This window comes from Faecalibacillus sp. TM498, assembly GCF_020589955.1.
Classification (GTDB): domain Bacteria; phylum Bacillota_I; class Bacilli_A; order Erysipelotrichales; family Coprobacillaceae; genus Faecalibacillus; species Faecalibacillus intestinalis.
The window spans coordinates 1-18,807 of record NZ_JAJDKB010000045.1; the positions used below are offsets into that span (position 1 = coordinate 1).

21 protein-coding genes and 1 other annotated feature are annotated in these 18,807 nt (G+C 29.5%); of the genes, 1 reads left to right on the forward strand and 20 read right to left on the reverse strand.

The annotated features are described in order from the left end of the window. Window positions 1–57 precede the first annotated feature (57 nt). On the reverse strand, window positions 58–504 hold the full coding sequence (locus LJD32_RS11800; RefSeq protein WP_227392479.1) for a DUF523 domain-containing protein: 447 nt from the start codon (window positions 502–504) through the stop codon (window positions 58–60). After that, window positions 501–1,142, reverse strand: a complete 642-nt coding sequence (locus tag LJD32_RS11805) for an HAD family hydrolase (RefSeq protein ID WP_032090645.1) — start codon at window positions 1,140–1,142, stop codon at window positions 501–503. Before LJD32_RS11805 ends, LJD32_RS11800 begins: the two co-directional genes overlap by 4 nt. 94 nt (window positions 1,143–1,236) lie before the next feature. On the opposite strand from LJD32_RS11805, the gene LJD32_RS11810 reads away from it, so the two are divergent. After that, window positions 1,237–1,431, forward strand: coding sequence for a hypothetical protein (locus LJD32_RS11810; RefSeq protein ID WP_032090646.1), 195 nt, complete (start codon window positions 1,237–1,239; stop codon window positions 1,429–1,431). 12 nt (window positions 1,432–1,443) lie between these two features. Here LJD32_RS11810 and LJD32_RS11815 read toward each other — a convergent pair whose 3' ends face one another. The 18 genes from LJD32_RS11815 to murG form a co-directional block, all read right to left on the reverse strand. Continuing rightward, window positions 1,444–2,193: a DeoR/GlpR family DNA-binding transcription regulator gene (locus LJD32_RS11815; protein ID WP_227392480.1), complete on the reverse strand. Its 750-nt coding sequence runs from the start codon at window positions 2,191–2,193 to the stop codon at window positions 1,444–1,446. Window position 2,194: 1 nt separating this feature from the next. Further along, window positions 2,195–2,980: a Cof-type HAD-IIB family hydrolase gene (locus LJD32_RS11820; protein WP_227392481.1), complete on the reverse strand. Its 786-nt coding sequence runs from the start codon at window positions 2,978–2,980 to the stop codon at window positions 2,195–2,197. A 108-nt stretch (window positions 2,981–3,088) separates the two neighbouring features. After that, a complete protein-coding gene (locus tag LJD32_RS11825) occupies window positions 3,089–4,360 on the reverse strand; it encodes a D-alanyl-D-alanine carboxypeptidase family protein (RefSeq protein ID WP_119363800.1) in 1,272 nt (423 codons plus the stop codon). Further along, window positions 4,357–5,238, reverse strand: a complete 882-nt coding sequence (locus tag LJD32_RS11830; RefSeq protein ID WP_117480619.1) for a DMT family transporter — start codon at window positions 5,236–5,238, stop codon at window positions 4,357–4,359. The genes LJD32_RS11825 and LJD32_RS11830 overlap by 4 nt, the downstream gene beginning before the upstream one ends. A gap of 112 nt (window positions 5,239–5,350) precedes the next feature. Next, complete coding sequence (gene ileS, locus LJD32_RS11835; protein ID WP_227392482.1) at window positions 5,351–8,089, reverse strand: isoleucine--tRNA ligase; 2,739 nt, start codon at window positions 8,087–8,089, stop codon at window positions 5,351–5,353. A 39-nt stretch (window positions 8,090–8,128) separates the two neighbouring features. Beyond that, window positions 8,129–8,327 (reverse strand) — a binding site (T-box leader). After that, a complete protein-coding gene (locus LJD32_RS11840; protein ID WP_032090651.1) occupies window positions 8,299–8,742 on the reverse strand; it encodes a DivIVA domain-containing protein in 444 nt (147 codons plus the stop codon). (Overlaps the previous feature by 29 nt.) 9 nt (window positions 8,743–8,751) lie before the next feature. Beyond that, on the reverse strand, window positions 8,752–9,510 hold the full coding sequence (locus LJD32_RS11845; protein ID WP_412531061.1) for an RNA-binding protein: 759 nt from the start codon (window positions 9,508–9,510) through the stop codon (window positions 8,752–8,754). A 29-nt stretch (window positions 9,511–9,539) separates the two neighbouring features. Beyond that, the gene (locus LJD32_RS11850) at window positions 9,540–9,980 is read right to left on the reverse strand and encodes a cell division protein SepF (protein ID WP_032090653.1); all 441 of its coding nucleotides are present in this window, start codon (window positions 9,978–9,980) and stop codon (window positions 9,540–9,542) included. Between the two features lie 78 nt (window positions 9,981–10,058). Beyond that, the gene (locus tag LJD32_RS11855) at window positions 10,059–10,301 is read right to left on the reverse strand and encodes a PRC-barrel domain-containing protein (RefSeq protein ID WP_022001794.1); all 243 of its coding nucleotides are present in this window, start codon (window positions 10,299–10,301) and stop codon (window positions 10,059–10,061) included. A gap of 24 nt (window positions 10,302–10,325) precedes the next feature. Beyond that, entirely contained in the window at window positions 10,326–11,096 is a 771-nt protein-coding gene (locus LJD32_RS11860) for a sigma-70 family RNA polymerase sigma factor (protein ID WP_227392484.1), read from the reverse strand. 43 nt (window positions 11,097–11,139) lie between these two features. After that, window positions 11,140–11,835, reverse strand: coding sequence for a sigma-70 family RNA polymerase sigma factor (locus LJD32_RS11865; RefSeq protein WP_022001796.1), 696 nt, complete (start codon window positions 11,833–11,835; stop codon window positions 11,140–11,142). Further along, complete coding sequence (locus LJD32_RS11870) at window positions 11,835–12,212, reverse strand: sigma-E processing peptidase SpoIIGA (RefSeq protein ID WP_227352136.1); 378 nt, start codon at window positions 12,210–12,212, stop codon at window positions 11,835–11,837. Before LJD32_RS11870 ends, LJD32_RS11865 begins: the two co-directional genes overlap by 1 nt. 463 nt (window positions 12,213–12,675) lie before the next feature. Next, window positions 12,676–13,449: a pyrroline-5-carboxylate reductase gene (gene proC / locus LJD32_RS11875; RefSeq protein ID WP_032090656.1), complete on the reverse strand. Its 774-nt coding sequence runs from the start codon at window positions 13,447–13,449 to the stop codon at window positions 12,676–12,678. Window positions 13,450–13,498: 49 nt separating this feature from the next. Then, complete coding sequence (gene ftsZ / locus LJD32_RS11880) at window positions 13,499–14,581, reverse strand: cell division protein FtsZ (protein ID WP_032090657.1); 1,083 nt, start codon at window positions 14,579–14,581, stop codon at window positions 13,499–13,501. Window positions 14,582–14,600: 19 nt separating this feature from the next. Then, a complete protein-coding gene (locus LJD32_RS11885) occupies window positions 14,601–15,863 on the reverse strand; it encodes a cell division FtsA domain-containing protein (protein WP_032090658.1) in 1,263 nt (420 codons plus the stop codon). 97 nt (window positions 15,864–15,960) lie between these two features. Further along, the gene (locus LJD32_RS11890; RefSeq protein ID WP_227392485.1) at window positions 15,961–16,713 is read right to left on the reverse strand and encodes a cell division protein FtsQ/DivIB; all 753 of its coding nucleotides are present in this window, start codon (window positions 16,711–16,713) and stop codon (window positions 15,961–15,963) included. Window position 16,714: 1 nt separating this feature from the next. Beyond that, complete coding sequence (gene murB / locus LJD32_RS11895; protein ID WP_227392486.1) at window positions 16,715–17,629, reverse strand: UDP-N-acetylmuramate dehydrogenase; 915 nt, start codon at window positions 17,627–17,629, stop codon at window positions 16,715–16,717. Between the two features lie 2 nt (window positions 17,630–17,631). After that, window positions 17,632–18,708: an undecaprenyldiphospho-muramoylpentapeptide beta-N-acetylglucosaminyltransferase gene (murG, locus tag LJD32_RS11900; protein ID WP_118347318.1), complete on the reverse strand. Its 1,077-nt coding sequence runs from the start codon at window positions 18,706–18,708 to the stop codon at window positions 17,632–17,634. Window positions 18,709–18,807: the final 99 nt, after the last annotated feature.

Genomic DNA, 18,807 nt, shown 5'->3' on the forward strand with positions numbered 1-18,807 from the left:
TTCCTCCCCAAATCATTTCTTTAAATACAGGTTCTACCCATAAAATATGTCCCATTTTTACTTTCCTCCATTTATTAATTTTAAAACCTCTGTTACTTCATTTTCACTATAAACTGCAATTCCTTTTTCTTTTAACATCTGTACAAAAATACCATCACCTTCAACAAGCTGATGTGAAAATGTTCCATCATAAATATGTTTTTTTCCACAGCTTGGACTTTTAGCTTTTAAAACAGCTATTTTAATATTTTTTTCTAAACATTTATCTAAAGCAATTTTAGCACCTTGTGTATATTCTTTTGTACGATCAATTCCTTTTTGATCAATCACTTTTTCTCCAATAACTTCACAAGGTGTTCTAGGAATTGGTAAACCACCTAAGACTTCTGGACAAAGTGGTAACACTAAACCTTGATCATAAAGTTCCTTTATTTCCTTACAAAGATTATTCTTTCCAGCATATGTACAATTTTCACCAATTAAACATCTCGATACTGCAATCATTTTAGAATGTCCTTAATATCACTTGGTTTAGAAACAGTATAAGTTGCTCCAGCTTGAACAAGTTCTTCTTTTCCTCTAAAGCCCCATTCACACCCTACAGATTTAATTTTAGCATTGATGGCTGTTTCAATATCTACATTACTATCACCAATCATCAATGTTTCATTTTTATTACTTTCCATTAACTGCATAGCTAGTTGTACTAAACAAGGATGTGGTTTTTTTGGTTGATAAACTGTATTTCCAAAAACATACATAAATTTACCAGGAAATAAATGATTTACAATTGTTACTGCATTTATTTTTGGTTTATTCGTTACAACTGCTAATTTATACCCTTGATGATAAAGTTCATCAATTAATTCTTTCATTCCTGAATAAGGTTTTGTATGTTTTAAACAATTTTCTTTATAAATTTCATCAAAACGTGCACGATATTTTCTCACATCTTTTTTATATTTTTCAGGTAAAGCACGCTCTATTAATTTATCAACACCATTTCCTACAAATTGTTTATATGTATCTAAATCATAGGTAGGAAAATGATTTTCTTCCATTAATATATTTGTAGATAAAGCTAAATCTTCTATTGAATCTACAAGTGTTCCATCTAAATCAAAAATCAACGTATTATACATAGACTTCCCCTTTCACTTTATCTAGATTATAGCACAACTTCTATTTATTGTTTATTGGTTTTTGTTATGTTAGAATAGTTCTTGAGGTGAAATTATGAAACAACAACAAAAAGATGTTTTCATGACATTATTAACAGGTTTAGGAGCAGCATTAGGAATCATTACATATTTTTTATGTACATTCCTTTTCCATAAATATGAAACAATTGGTGCTTTATCTATCTTTGGTTTAGCCATGATTTTTAGAGTAATCGGTTATTTTTTTGATAAAATGCTTGCTAAAAAGTAGATTCATACGAATCTACTTTTCTTTTGTATATATTATTTGACATCCTGCTTTTTCTATCTTTTCTCGATAAGTATCAGGTAACCAATCAACAACAAGAACATCAATATCTTGAAAAGCTAAAGCTTTATAAGAACTTTTTTTATTAAATTTACTATGATCTACAACTAAGCAAACTTTTTGACTTCGACTTGCTACCTTTTTTTTAATCATAGCATCTTCAAATTCTTCAACATAAACACCATCTTCCATCACAGCTGCTGCTGCTACATAAGCTAAATCAAAATAAATTTGATCAATCATATTCAACGTTTGACTTCCATACATATAACGATTCTTTTTAAAGTAAGTTCCACCAATCATCTGACATAAACAATGATTCGATAATATTTCAATATTATCTAAAGAATGACTATAAGCTTCTATATCACTTTCTACATATTGACATAAAGCTGCAACAGTCGTTGAAGTATCAAAAAAGATCACTTTGTTATTTTCAATCAAAGAAACAGCAGTTTTGCCAATTTCATTTTTTATCTCTTCATTTTCTTGTTTTCTTGTTTGATAATTTCCAATTTGATGTACATCATTTAAAGTAATACCACCATGTGTTCTAACAGCTAAGTTTTCACTTACAAGACGAACAATATCTCTTCTTGCTGTATCTCTAGAAATATGAAATTGATCCATAATTTCTTGATTTGTCATTGTCTTTTTAGTTTTTAATATTTCTAATATTTTATAAATTCTTTCTTCTTGATACACCTTATTCACCTACTAAATTATCTAATGCATAAACGATTCCATCTTCATCATTAGAAAGCGTATGTGTTGGAATACTTTCTAAAACACCTTGCGCTCCATTAGCCATCGCAAATCCTTTTCCTGTTAAAAGAAGCATATCTAAATCATTATAGTTATCTCCAAAAGAAACTGTTTGATGAAGATCTATTTTCATTTTATCACATAAAAATTGAATTGCACTGGATTTTGATACCGATTCATCCATAATTTCTAAATAAGTATCTTTTGATTTATAAATCTTTAAACCACTAAATTTTTCTTTTAAGCTCATTTCTAAACGATCAACAATTCCTGCTTCAGCAATCACTAATAATTTATGAACCTTTTTAACTCCATTTAAATCCAATTTTTCAGGTTTTAACCCTGTAATAATACTTTCCTCTTCAATTCCTTCATCTATTTCATCGACCATCCAATGATTCTCAACATAAAAACTAACAGGAATTTGATAATAATATTTAATATATTTATAAAGTCTTTTCGCCATTTCTACTGAAAATCCTTTTGAATAGATAACTTTTTGATTTTCATCTAAAATCAAACCTCCACTATAACTTACCATTGGTGCCTTTATTTGTAATTCATCTAAAAAATAATGCATTCCTTTAGGCATTCTCGCTGAAACAAGAATAAAAGGAATATTTTGTATAGCTAACTGTTGTACTTTCTTTTTTGTTTTTTCGCTTATTTGATGTTTTGAATTCAATAATGTTCCATCAATATCACTAAATACGCATTTATAAGTCATATCACTCACCTCTTGCTTATATTATACGTATATATAAGTATATGTCAATATATTTACTTATATATACGTATAATAATTAAGCATATATAAGTAAAAAAGTAGGTTTCCCTACTTTCTACGATTTCTTTGTTGACGTCTTTTTTTACGTCTTTGTTTAATCATGATTTTTCTTACTAATAATAAAACCACAAGAATGATGACAACTGCCATTACACATGGTAAAACAACATTTTTCATTTTTCTCATAAAAACAACAGAACCACTTTCATCTACTGCTTGTGTTGTATTAAGTGAAATTGTTTCTAATTTAGTATCTCGATAATAAACATCCATTGTTCCTGCTTTTTGATCTTTTTTAACAGGAGCTGTTAAATCTTTTAAATGATATTTATATTTTAAATCAGATGGATTGTAATTATTTGGTAAAACAGCTTCGATATCTTTTTCTGTGATGACATCAACTTTATTTGTTTGACCATTTTTTATTTTAACAGAATTCATTTTTGCATCTTTTTTAATAATATTCGCAACTGAATAATGATCTTTTACATAATTACCTAAAGCAAGGGTATCATTTACTGTACAATGATTATAACCATCACTATTTTTAGAAAAGCCAACAACACAAACATAATGATGATCATCAATATTCAATAAACTAGATAAAGTACTTTGGGCTTTACTTGTGTAACCGCTTTTACAGCCTTCAATCATTGATGTATCAATATGGTCTCTTTTACTTTTATAAATAACTTTTTTGACCCATTGATGTTGACCATCACTTGACGTATATTGATATCTATCAAAGACTTCAACAAATTTTTTATTCTTTAAAGCATATTGGGTAATTTTAGCCATATCATAAGCTGTTGTATAATGATCATCATCATGAATTCCTGTTGTATTTACAAAATGAGAATCTTTTAATCCTAATTTGTTTACCAGTTGATTCATTTTTTCAACGAACTTTTCTTGACTACCACACGTATTATTAGCTAGAGCACGACAAGCATCTGCACCTGAAGGTAACATTGCTCCCATCAACATATCTCTATAAGTGACAACTTCTCCGACAGTAAAGTCTGCAGAAGTAGCTCCTGTTTCCCAAACTGTATCTATATCACTTTGAGTAATAGTGGCTGTTTTATCTAAATCATCTAACATTTCAATAGCAACAATACATGTTAAAATTTTTGTAATACTTGCTGGATACATTTTATCATGGGCATTTTTATTGTATAAAACTTGTCCGGTATCTTTATCGATGACAATTCCATATTGTCCTACAATATTGACTTCTTCCCCTTCAGCGAAAACTGGTACGAATGATGTAAAAATCATCATCAATGATAAAGTTATTGTAAGTAATTTTTTAATCATTGTTTTCCTCCCCTATGTAAAAAAGATAACTTTGTTTCTGATATCAAAACCGAAATAAAAATAATCATAAATCCTAATCCAATTTGAAGTGTCATTATTTCTTGTCCAAATAATATGGAAAAGAAAACTCCAAAAACAGATTCTAAGCTTAATAATAATGCTGCTATATTTTCATTAACAAATTTTTGTCCCACATTTTGAAATAAATAACATAATGTAGTTGCAAAAAATGCCAGATATAAGATTTGAAGATAAATACTTGAATCAATATGGAAAACAACTGAAATATCTTCAAATAAAGAGGCTGCTATAAATGAAAAAATAGAAGCAAATGCAAATTGTAAGGCAGTAATAATAATTGGAGATGTCTTTTTCATTGCTTTTTCACACACAATAATATGAACAGCATATAAAAAACCACCAATCAAAGTATAAAGATCACCTAAATTCACCTTTAAGGAACTATCTAAAGAAACAAAACCAACTCCAATAAAACAAAGGATAGCCGCAAATATTTGTGCTTTATCGGGTTTCTTTTTAAAATAAAGCCAACTTAATAAAGGAACAATCGTACAATAAACGGCTGTTAAAAAAGCATTTTTACCAGGTGTTGTCAATTGCAAACCAAATGTTTGAATTGAAAAAGCACTAAATAAGGCTAGACCTGCTAAAAAACCACCTAATAGATCTTGTTTTTTGATTTTTTTTATTTTATTAAAAAATAAAATAGAAATGAAAATTGTACTTAACACAAAACGTATACATAATAGCGTAAATGGAGAAATAAAATCCACAGCATTTTTCATAACAATAAAAGAACTTCCCCAAATAAGAGCAGACATTAATAGCATACATTTACCTAATATTTCTTTTTTCATATACTCCCTCACCTACAATCTCGTAAATAATAACACAGTTCGCTTTATTTTTCATTACAAAATTGTTTTTTAAAAAGAAAAGGATGTATCTTTCGATACATCCTGTTATCTGCTATTCAGCTACACGATGAGCTACACTTGCACAACGTGAACATAATTCACCATTCATTTCATCTTCATCGAAATAGTTCCAACATCTTGGACATTGTACACCGTTGAATTTTTCAACTTTAATGTAGCTAGTTTCATATTCTTCTAAAGTTGTATCATCAACTAATTCAACTTTAGCCACAATAAATAATTGTTTTAAATCATCTTTTAAGTTAGCAATATCTTTATATTCATCTTTTAAAGATAATGTTACTTTTGTTTCCATGTTCGATTTAATTAATTTTTCATTTCTTAAACCTTCCATAGATTTTAAAACATCTTTTCTTACTTCCATAAATTTAGAAAAATAAGCTAAAACTTCTTCTTCATTTTCAATATCAAATAATTCATATTTTGGTTCTAAGAAGATAGATTCTGCTTTAGTTTCATCACAATGGAAATGATCATGTAATTCTTCAGCAGTAAATACAAGTACTGTTGATAATAATTTCATCATTGTTTTAGCATGATGATATAAAACAGTTTGAACTTGTCTTCTACGTGGAGAATTTGCATCTTCAATGTATAAGATATCTTTTGTGAAATCCATATAGAATGAACTTAAAGTATTTGTAAAGTAATTTAAGATTTCTTGGTTGGCTGTTGCAAAGTCATAATTTGCATAAGCTTCATCATAAGCTTTCATTAATTCATTTAATTTAGCTAACATATATTGATCAACACCAGGTAAATCTTTGATTTCTACTAAATCACTTGCTTTGAAGTCATTTAAGTTACCTAAAACGAATCTCATGGTATTACGGATTTTACGATATCCTTCAGCCACTTGTTTCATGATTTCATCAGAAATACGAACATCTTGTTGATAAGCAACAGAAGTAGCCCATAATCTTACGATATCAGCACCATATTGGTTAACAAGTTTAATAGGATCTACTGTATTTCCTAATGACTTAGACATTTTATTTCCTTTACCATCTAATACGAAACCATGTGATAAGACAGTTTTATAAGGAGCTTTACCATGAGCAGCAACACCGATAATTAATGATGAGTTGAACCATCCACGATATTGGTCACTACCTTCAAAATAAAGATCTACTGGATAATTAAATCCTCTTTCTACCATCACACCTGTATGTGAACTTCCTGAGTCAAACCATACATCCATGATATCTTTTTCTTTTTTGAAGATACCATTTGGTGAATGTTCATTTGTATATCCTTCAGGTAATAAATCTTTTTCATCTCTTTCAAACCAAACATTTGAACCATGTTCTCTAAATAATTCAGAAATATGATCAAATACTTCTTGTTCAATAATTGGAGTTCCATCTTCACAATAGAAAATAGGAATTGGTACACCCCAAGTACGTTGACGTGAAATACACCAGTCTCCACGATCTCTAATCATGTTATAGATTCTGATGTGTCCCCATTCATTTAACCAGTTAACATTATCAATTTCACTCAATAATTTATCTCTAATTTTATCTAATGAACAGAACCATTGATCAGTTGCTCTAAAGATAATAGGTTTTTTAGTACGCCAATCATGTGGGTAACTGTGTGTGATGAATTCAAGTTTTAATAAAGCTCCAATTTCATCTAATTTCATAGTTACTGTTTTATTAGCGTCATCAACATATTGACCAGCTAACCATTCACCACAATCTTCCATCATACAACCATGTTCATCAACGTTACAATAAGCTGGTAAGTTATATTTTTGACCTACAAAGAAGTCGTCTGCCCCAAATCCAGGTGCAGTATGAACACATCCAGTACCAGAATCAGCTGTTACGTGATCTCCTAAGATAACTAATGATTCTCTATCATATAACGGATGTTGGCATGTAATATATTCTAATTCAGATCCTTTATAATGATTAACAACTTTGTAACCAGTAATTTCAAATTTAGCCATTAATTCATCAACTAAAGTATCTAAGACAATTAATTTTCCTTTTTCAGTTTCTACTAATGCATAGTTATAAGAAGCATTTAAGCAGATTGCTAAGTTAGCAGGAATTGTCCAAGGAGTAGTTGTCCAAATAACGAAATTAACATCATTATCTAAGACTCCTTTACCATCTTTAACTTGGAATTTAACAAAAATTGTTGGTGATTTGATATCATGATATTCAACTTCAGCTTCAGCTAAAGCAGATTCACTTGATGGTGACCAGTATACTGGTTTTAATCCTTTGAAAATCAATCCATCCATCGCCATTTTAGCGAACACTTCAATTTGTCTTGCTTCAAATTCATGTTGTAATGTTAAATAAGGATGTTTGTAATCCGCAAATGTTCCCATACGGATCAATTGTTCCATTTGTTTATTTACTTGTTCATGAGCATAAGCATCACATTTTTCTCTAAATTTGGCTGTAGGCATTTCTTTACGATTAACACCTAATTTTTGAATAGCATTTTCAATTGGTAAACCATGAGTATCCCATCCAGGAATATATGGTGTATAGAAACCATTCATATTTTTATAACGACAAATAACGTCTTTGATGACTTTGTTTAACATATGTCCCATGTGCATATTTCCATTAGCATATGGAGGACCATCATGGAAGACAAAGCTGTCTTTTCCTTCGTTTTGTTGAATAACTTTGTTATACATGTCGTTTTCTTGCCAACGTTCTACATACTTAGGTTCTTTTTTTGGTAAGTTTCCACGCATTTCAAAGTCAGTTTTTGGCATTAATAATGTGTCTTTGTAATTCATTTTTTCTTTCCTCTCTTTAAAAATAAAAAAACACATCATCCTAAGGACGATGTGATCGCGGTACCACCTTAATTCGTATTTTCATACGCTCTTGAAATCTTAACGCGATTAACGTCACCTTCTACTTAATTCAAAGGGCTACTCCAGAGTGATACATTATAATCTTTGTTACTGATTTACACCAACCATCAGCTCTCTTAAAACTCTAATTATAAACTGTCTCCTTCATCGTATTTATCTTCATTAATTAAATTGTAAACTTCAGATTGATCAATAGACTCAAGGATATCTTTTGACATTTTTTCTACCGAAGCTCTAAATTTAACAGCTTGCGCTTTAAAGTCGCTCATCTCACCAGACAACGAACGAACATACTCTAGCGATTCGCTCAGTATCATATTAGCATTCTTTTTCGCTTTGTCAATAAGTTCGCTTGCTTCTTTTAATGCAAGACGTGCAATTTCTTCATTTGTTTGTTCTTGGATGTTTACACGATGCTGCAATAATGATTTTTGATGTTCTAATTGTTGATAATCTTCTTGTAATTTTTTAATTTGATCATTCAACTGTTTTATTTCATTATCTTTTTCATTGATCAATTCATCAACTTGTGACTTATTATAACCAAATACTTGTTTTTTCAATGACATCATGTTCACTCCCTACTTATAAAAATACCCTTCAACCACATAATTATCAGAGCGTGTTTGTTTATTACAATCAACAAACATCACTCTACCATGCTTTTTGAATGATATTATGTCTTTATTATTACATAAATAATTTATTTGTTCAACCGGTTTATGATTAACTTTTACATGACCAGCACGAATAAATTCTGCTGCTTTTTGTCTTGAAATTTTATAAAAAGAAGAAATGATCTTATCTAATCGAAATGAAGATACAATAAATGATTTTACTAAATAATCATTTTTTACTTCTATTTCTTCATCCCATTCAACAAACTTTACTTTACTTCTTTTAATCATTGATAAATAATCTTTTAAATATTCATAAATATGTCGATCAACAGCTAAATAAAAATCTTTGTCTTTTTCAACAATATCTCCAAATAACTCTCTTTTAATTCCTAAAGACATTAAAGCACCTAAAATGTCTCGATGTGTTAATTTTTCAAAATTTTTTGCATAAATAATCTTACAAACAACGATTTCAAAATCTTCCTTTTCTATTTCATAAAAATAAGGAGCAATAATCATTCTTTGACTTTCACTATGAATAAAACCACCATTTTCTAAAACTTGAACTTCATCTTGATGCCCAATAACACTTTTAACAATTGATTGATGATACGGATCTAAAAATTGCGTTAAAATAAGTCTTTGTTTATATTGTACTTGATCCAAATAATCAAGTACCTTTTTTACAAAGACTTCTTCCCCTTTAAAATGTTCAAACATAACTTAAAAAAGTATGGAAACCATACTTTTTAATCTTCTTGTTCATCTTCATCTAGATCAATTGTTCCTGCAACAGAAATATTACGAGGTGTACATAAGAAAATTTTTGGTCCAATTCTTTGAATGTCACCTTCAATAGCGTAAATAACACCACTTAAGAAATCAACAACACGTTTAGCTTGATCTTTTTGTAAACGATGTAAATTAACAACTGTTGCTTTTTTTGTTTTTAAATAATTTGCAATATCTTGAGTTTCTCCAAATGAACGTGGTTCAAATAAAACTAAATGACTATCTTTATTCATATTTAATGATTTCACAGCTTCGCTTGTTTTAGAAAATTTTGCTTGTTCAAATAAGCTTGTTTTAGGTTCAGTATCAACCTCTACAGCATCATAATCTTCAGCAATATCTTCTCCATCCCCATCTTCATCAAAAAACCATTTTTTTACTTTTTCACCGTAACCCATGAAGTCATCCTCCTTTTATTTCCTCAATATTATACCATACATTTATTGATTATCAAAGGTATCAACAAGGAAATCTAGCTAAACCTGTTCAATATTCACTAAAATCACATCACCTTTTAAAGAAATCACACATTCAATCGGAATAACTAAGACAGGAGGCTCTTTAAAAAAACAAAAAAAATGAAAAAAATTCATTTTTTCGACAATTAAAGCACGTATACATTTTTGACACCAATCTAATTCAATATCCGCAATATACCCTATTTTTTTACCATCATAAACATTAATCACATCTTTTGATTGTAATGATACAAATCTCATACGATCACCTCTATAAAATATGCTTTAGACTAATTTTTTATGTAATTTTTCTAAAGCTTTTTTTTCAATTCGAGAAATTTGCGCTTGTGATACAAAAAGCTCATCTGCTATTTCACATTGCGAATAACCCTGATAGTATCTTTCTTGAATTACTTTCTTTTCTCTTTGATTTAAACAATCAAAGGCATTTTTTAAATCAAGGTGATCATGATAATGTTTCAATGTTTCTGGATCTAGTGAGATAATATCTGATAATGATAATTCATTTTGATCATCATTTCCTACAGCATCTTGGAAAGAAGCAATGCTTTGAGTAGATTGCATTGCTTCTATAATATTTTGTTTTTCAATATTTAAATTTTGTGATAATTCTTGAATCGTTGGTTCTCTTTGATATTGATTTAAATATTTTTCCTTTTCTTTTAAAATAGCATAAGCTAAATCCTTGATTGGTCTAGAAATCTTAACTTGTGTATTATCTCTTAAATAACGTTTCATTTCACCAATGATCAAAGGAACTGCATACGTTGAAAACTGTAATTGATAATTGGTATCAAAATGATCGACTGCTTTTATTAGACCAACGATGCCTACTTGAAACAGATCTTCATATTGATTTGATTTTTGGTAAAATCTTTTCATTAGAGATAACACTAATTTAGTATTAGAAAGAATAATCATTTCTTTACTTTTTTGATCATGATTCTTTTGATAATTTTGAATCAAAGTATATAATTCTTCTTTAGAAAGTGTTTTTTGAATAGGGATAGCGCTCATAAAACTTTCTTTTTCCACAATAATCACCAAAATTAGTGTGGCTTTTTTTGATAAAAATATACTATTTCACTTCATCATAATTTAATTGACTTCTTAATTTTTTTATAATCTTTTTTTCTAATCTAGAAATATAAGATTGTGAAATACCTAATAAATCAGCAACATCCTTTTGTGTCAATTCATCATTATTAGATAAACCATATCTTAAAATCAATATTTCTTTTTCTCTTTCATTTAATTCTTTTAAAGCTTCATAAAAAATTTTCTTTTGATCACTTTTCAACATTTCTTGTTCAACAAGATCATCATCAGTTCCTACGATATCTCCTAATAATAACTCATTACCATCATAATCAATATTTAAAGGTTCATCTAAAGAAATCTCATAACGAATCTTATTATTTTTTCTTAAGTACATAAGTATTTCATTTTCAATACACCTTGAAGCATACGTAGCAAGTTTAATATTTTTATCTGCCTTAAAAGTATTGATTGCTTTTACTAAACCAATTGTGCCAATACTAATTAAATCTTCCAAAGGACAATTGGCGCTATTGTCATATCTTTTAGCAACATAAACAACCAATCTTAAATTATGTTCAATCAATAAATCTCTTGCTTTTTGATCCCCAGAAACTGCTTTTTCAATTATTTCCTTTTCTTGTTGACCTTTTAAAGGAGGCGGTAAAATATCATGTCTTCCTATATAATAAAGATACTGTTTTGTATTTAAAAACTGTCTAATCATTTGCCACATCAAATAATCCCTCCCATCAATTCTTTATTTAATAAACAATCATAATCTAATTCATCCAATACACCTATATAAACATTTCTTAAAGATTGCTTATTTACTAAAACTTGATCAACTAAAATAATATCTATTTTTCTTTTTTTTAAGCCATCAATAATCAATGTATCTAATTGTTGATAAGTATCAATTTTACTTTTTTTAATAAAAATAAGTGGATAACCTAGATAGTTTGCATGATTACCACTATCTAAAAACCCTGAAAGATGATAAATCTTATTATTAAAAATAAGTGTTACATCATATAGATCATCTTTTTGTTTTATTTTTCTTTTTGTATAAATTAAATAAATTGTTTCAATAATTAAAAAAACACATGTCATAACAACAATAACTATATCTTTATAATTTATGGGAGTAATCAAGATTCCGTTGTATATAAATGATTCTTTTATTAGGGTATTGATAAAGAATAGTATTGAAAAATAAACAATTAAAAAAACTGGAAAATATAAGAAAAATTGTTTTTTAAAAATAAATAAAAAAAGGACAATCCAGTATAAAAAACTTATATATGGTAAATAGTCTATATAAATGAGAACAATCGATATATTACTTAAAAAACTCAAGAAAAGGATTTTCAAAAATGACCAATTAATATTAAGCAATAATGAAATCATTTCATAAGTCATGATAAATAAGATACCATTCATACAATAAGTTAATTCAACATAGACCTCCATCTTGCTTACCCCTTTATCATCATATATGATGGCAAGTAAAAAAGATGTCAAAAAAGATTGGACATTTAAAAAAGTATGGACAAAAATCCATACTTTCTACACATTATTTTTTTGAACGATCGATTGCTTCCATCACAGCGTTTCTAAAATTATTTTCTTCTAAAGCCTTAACACCTTGAATCGTAATACCACCTGGAGAACAAACTTGATCTTTTAAAATACCTGGATGTAATTGCGTCTCTTTAACCATTTTTGCACTTCCTAAAACAGTTTGGCTGGCAAGCTTATAAGCCAAATCACGAGGCAAACCATTTAAGACTGCACCATCTGCTAAAGCTTCAATAAACATATAAACAAAAGCTGGTCCACAACCACTTAAAGCACCACCGGCAACCATTTGATAATTTTCAATAAGATAAACCTCACCGATGCTTTCAAACATTGTTTGTACATAATTTAATTCTTCAGCTGTTAAAGTATTGTCTTTTTCAAATAAAGTCGTTCCTTCTAATACCTTAGCTGGTGTGTTTGGCATAATTGTTAAGTGATGTGTTCCCGGTAATAATTCTTCATATTTATCATTTCCATAACCAGCAACAATTGAAACGATCACTTGTTGATCAATGACTGATTTTATTTTTGAAATAACACTTTCTACGACATTTGGTTTGACCCCCATCACCAAATAATCACAATTTTTAACAACGTCTTGTTCACTTGAACATACATGAATACCAAAATCTTGTTCAAACATCATCAGCTGGTGACTATTTATATCATATCCATATACCTCACTACCATCAATAAAATCACTTTTAATAAGACCTTGGCAAATTGTCCCGGCCATATTCCCTAATCCTATAAATCCAATTTTCATTTAAATTTCCCCCTTTATAAAAATGAGCTAACATCGTTAGCTCATCTTATTAAATTCTTCTATTTTTGATAAATGCTGGTGGAAAACCGTCATCATCATCTTCGTCATCATCATATGATTCAAAAGTTTGAGGTTCTTCACCTAAAGGTCTTGCTACTGAAGGTTGGACAGTTACTTCTTCCTTTTCTTCCTCGAATCCTGTTGCGATAACAGTAACAATAATTTCATCATCTAAGTTTTCATTAATAGCAATACCTAAATAAGTATTAATGTCATCTCCAACTTCTTGAGTAATTGTTTCAAGAGCAATATTAGCATCATATAATGAAATATTTGGTCCACCTGTAACGTTAATAATAGCGTCTTTAGCACCTGCTACGGAAACTTCTAATAAAGGTGAAGAAATTGCACGTTTTGCAGCTTCTTTTGCTTTATCATCTCCTGATGACATGCCAATACCAATTAACGCATTTCCTCTATTTTTCATAACTGCACAGATATCTGCAAAGTCAAGGTTGATAAATGCAGGAACAGCAATTAAATCAGTAATTGTTTGAACACCTTGTCTTAATACATTATCAGCTTCTCTAAATGCTTCTTGCATTGGACGTCCACCAATTAGTTGTAATAAACGGTCATTTGAAACCACAATAATACTATCTACATTAGAACGTAATTCATCAATACCTTCGATTGCTTGTTTTTTACGTTTCATTCCTTCAAAAGTAAATGGTTTAGTAATAACACCTACTGTTAGTGCTCCTAATTCACGAGCAATCTTAGCGAAAACAGGTGCTGCACCAGTACCAGTTCCACCACCCATACCAGCAGCAATGAAAACCATATCTGCACCTTCAAGGGCAGTTCTAATATCTCCTTCAGATTCTAAAGCAGCTTTCTTTCCTACTTCTGGATTACCTCCTGCTCCTAAACCTTTTGTTAAATCTTTTCCTAAAACAATTTTATTTTCTACAGGCGAACGACGTAATACTTGTACATCTGTATTTGCGACAAAGAATTCTACTCCTCTAACGCCTTCTTCAACCATGCGGTTAACAGCGTTGTTTCCTCCGCCACCAACACCGATTACTTTTATTTTTGCAACTTGTTCAAAATCTAATTCTTCGTTCATGATTTACCCTCTCTTTTATCTATTCTTCTTCACCAAAGAAAGTATCTAGTAATCTACTAAATCTTCCAGTTTTCTCTTTTGTATCTTTTACTTTCGTAAGTCCTTTAAATCTCACAGCCATTGTATTAGAAATATCCGGTAAAACAACAGATGTTTCATAAGGACCAAGATATTTAGCACGATCAGACATATAAAAAATCATTCCTACAGAAGAAACAAATGCCATATCTCTAATGCCAATAATATCTGGACGATAAACTCTCACTGGACCTTCTAAAACACGACCAGCAACTTTATCTAGTAGCTCAAGTTCTCCTCCGCCACCAACAATCAGTGTTTCATAATGTTGTCCATTATCGATAACACCCATTTTTTCTTTAATAACATTTAACATATCAACTGCAGCTTCTTCTAAAATACCCGCAAAATCTTTTTGTGTATAATCTTTACGACCATCTGGAAGCTCAGTTGTATGAATAATATCCTCTTGTCCAACAGTATAATCCAAAGAACCATATTTGACTTTATATGTTTCAGCTTGATTCATAGAAATTTGTAAATGTTGAGCAATTGCTCTAGTCAAATTATAACCCCCAACTGAACATACTGTTAAATATTTTAAATATCCATCCTTGTAGAAAGATATTGTTGACGTTTTATATCCCATATCAATAATCAATGCACCTTCTTGAAGATAAACTGCATCAAAAGCTTCCTTTGCACACGCAAAGGCATTGATACAAATATCCATAATTTCTAAACCTGCCTTTTCAACAGCCATAATATATGGATATAAAATCTGTTTTTGTGAAGTAATAATCAATGTATCAATAATTAAATTTCTTGAAGCTTCTCCTATAGGAGGTACTTGACTAATTCCAAAATCACCATTAAAGCGAACTGGTATTACACAAACCACCTCTTCTTCATGAGATTTTTTGAATTTAGTAGAAAGTTTCAAACCTCTTACAATATCATCCTTAGAAATCTTATCATGATCACTAAGTGATACACTACTATTACTTTGATAAAGTTTAGAACGAATAGTAGGGATTGTAAGACCAACTGCTTTGATTTCTCCATCTAGAAAATCATTAGCTTCTTGAACAACTCCTTTGATATCATTTACTAATAAATTTTCATCTTCAATGATGCCTTTTTTTACACCATGACTAGGGACCTTTTTAGAAAAAAGAACATGTAAATTAGAATTGATAATTTCACCAACTAACAATTCAATTGAAGCACTACCTATATCCAATACTGCATAAACTTCATTCATGTCTATCTCCCCTTACTACATATACCATTATATTATCATAAAAGCTACGATATTTAAAGGTTTTAGTTTCAAACACGTAGCTTTTTTCATACACTATTTAATTGTATACATAGACATTTTTTCCTAAATAATCATAGTATTTATAATCAGGATAACTTTGAATAACCAAGTAATAATTTGTTGATGTAAGTTGTTTTTCCATGTCTTCAATACGTACATAAAAAACCTTACCATCATCAAGTTCCAACTTACATTTGGTTTGATCTTTTTCATCAGGTTCAAAGACAATACTAGAGATTTGATTTTGAACAACTGATGGTAATTTGACATATGCTTTCACAAATGATTGGAAATGTTCTTCGTCAAAATTCATCATTTGTGGACAACGTTGTACATAAGAAATCCATTTTTGTTGTTGATCTTGTTCAAAAATTCCATCTTGATCTGCAACATATAAAATATTATTAATATAGCCATATAAAGAAGCATTGTTTTCTTTAATTCTTATCTTTATATTCCCTATCAAATCTTTCGTTACAGTTGCTTTTTCAACAAAGATCATTTTTTCAACCTCTGTTTCAATCTGTTTTTTATTTACTTTAAAAAAATAAGTTTGTTTTGATTTAACCGGTAATCGTTCAATAATCTCTTCAGCAGAAGTCAAATGACATCCTGAAACAGTTATTTTTTTTACTTTAGACATATCTCCAAATAAAAAAATCACTAAAAATATCAAAAACAAAACAATAAGTACAAAATTAATTCTTCTTTTTCTTTTTTTCTTTTTTAATTTATTTCTCATTGTTAACACTTGATTTTCATCATGTTCATTATATACATACGTTGTCATCTTAAGACTCCCAATTAATAAAACGTACTTCTGGTTTTAATAAAACACCATACTTTTCTTGAACTATTTTTTGGACATAAAAAATCAAATCATGAATATCCTTAGCAGAAGCATAACCATTATTTACAATAAAGTTAGAATGTTTTGGAGAAACTTGTGCTCCACCAATTTCATAACCTCTAAGACCTGCATCATCAATATATTTCCATGCAGCTGCACCTTCTGGATTTCTAAAAACACTTCCTGCACTTGGTTTATTCCAAGGTTGCGTAGACATTCTTCTTTCTTTTCTTTTATCTAAAGTTTCATTAATTTCTTCAACACTTTTATTTTCCAAAACAAAAGTAGCTTCCAAGACAATCCATTTAGGATGGTCTTGAATGATAGAATGTCGATATGAAAAATCCATTTCATCTTTAGATAATTCAACCACTTTTAAACATTCATCTAATACTTTTACTGATTTAACAACTTCACTTAAACATGATTTATAGGCCCCTGCATTCATAAAAATACCACCACCGATATTTCCAGGAATTCCTCCCATAAATTCAAAACCACTCAAACCAATTTTAGCACAATCATAAGCAAGTTTAATCATTGTAACACCACATTGGGCAGTTACTTCGCTCCCATTGACATGGTATTGATTCATATCTTCAAGGGAAATAATAATTCCTTCAAAACTTTTATCTGAAAATAATAAATTTGAACCTCTTCCAATAACAAAAAGTTGAATACGATGCTTACGACAATACTTTATCACTTCAATCAACTCATCGACATTTTGAACTTTTATAAATAATTTTGCTGGCCCACCTACACGATAAGTTGTATGTTTATATAACGGTTCATCTTTAAGAACTGTTCCAACATCTAATTGTTTAAGTTCTTCATAATATTTTTCAAACTTCATCATTAGTCTCCTAACATCGAAATAATTTCTTGATACATATCTTCAACTGCATTTGGCTTTCCTAACTTTTTAGCGTTTTCTGTTAAAATTTGAAGTGCAGTTTGATCATTAATAACACTATCAATTGTAGAAATCAATTTTTCTCCTGTTAAATCTTTTTCAAGAATCATTTTAGCAGCATGATTATTTTCTAATTCACGTGCATTATATTCTTGATGATTTGCTGCTACATAAGGACTAGGAATCAAAATAGCTGGTACGCCTAAAGCTGTTAATTCGGCAAGGGTACTGGCTCCTGCACGCGAAACAATAAGATCTGTCGCATGCATTAAAGAAGGCATATCATCAACATAAGGGATGATTTTTACGTTTTCATTTTCATAATCTTTCATTGATTCATAATAAGGTTTCCCAGTAACATAAAGTACTTGATATTCTTTACCAACAAATTGATTCATCGATTCCTTCATCGTTTGATTAACTGTTTGTGATCCTAATGATCCCATAACAATCGTAACAACTTTTTTATTTCTATCTAAACCATATTTATCATAAATATCTTTAGGAACTTCATGGCTGACAACACTTGCACGAGGATTTCCAAGCAATAGTGTTTTTTCTTGAGGAAATTCTTCATACGCTTTTTGATAACAACAAATGATCTTATCTACTTTTTTTATAAGAATTTTATTTGTTAAACCAATAATTGAGTTTTGTTCATGAATCATCGTTTTAATTTTTAAACTTGCAGCAGCTTCTAAAGCTGAAGCACTTGGATATCCACCAAAACCAACAACAATATCAGGATTAAATTTTTTTATAACTTTTTTTGCTTTTCCAATAGATTTAACAAATAACAAAGCTGCATGAGCTTTCTTTAAAGGATTACCCGCTAATCCTTTAACATTTAAACCAACATAATCATATCCAAGTTGGGGAACAACTTGAGATTCCAAACGATCCTTTGTTCCAATAAATAAAAATTTTGAATTTGGATCTTGTTTTTTTATATATTCAACTAATGCAAGAGCAGGGTATAAATGTCCACCTGTTCCTCCAGCAGCAACAACAACTTTCATCTTTACTCACTGGTATATTGTAATTGACCCATCTGAGTAGTCATCTACAATATACATTCCTTTCTATCAATCTTATTTATCCGCGATTGATTACGTTTT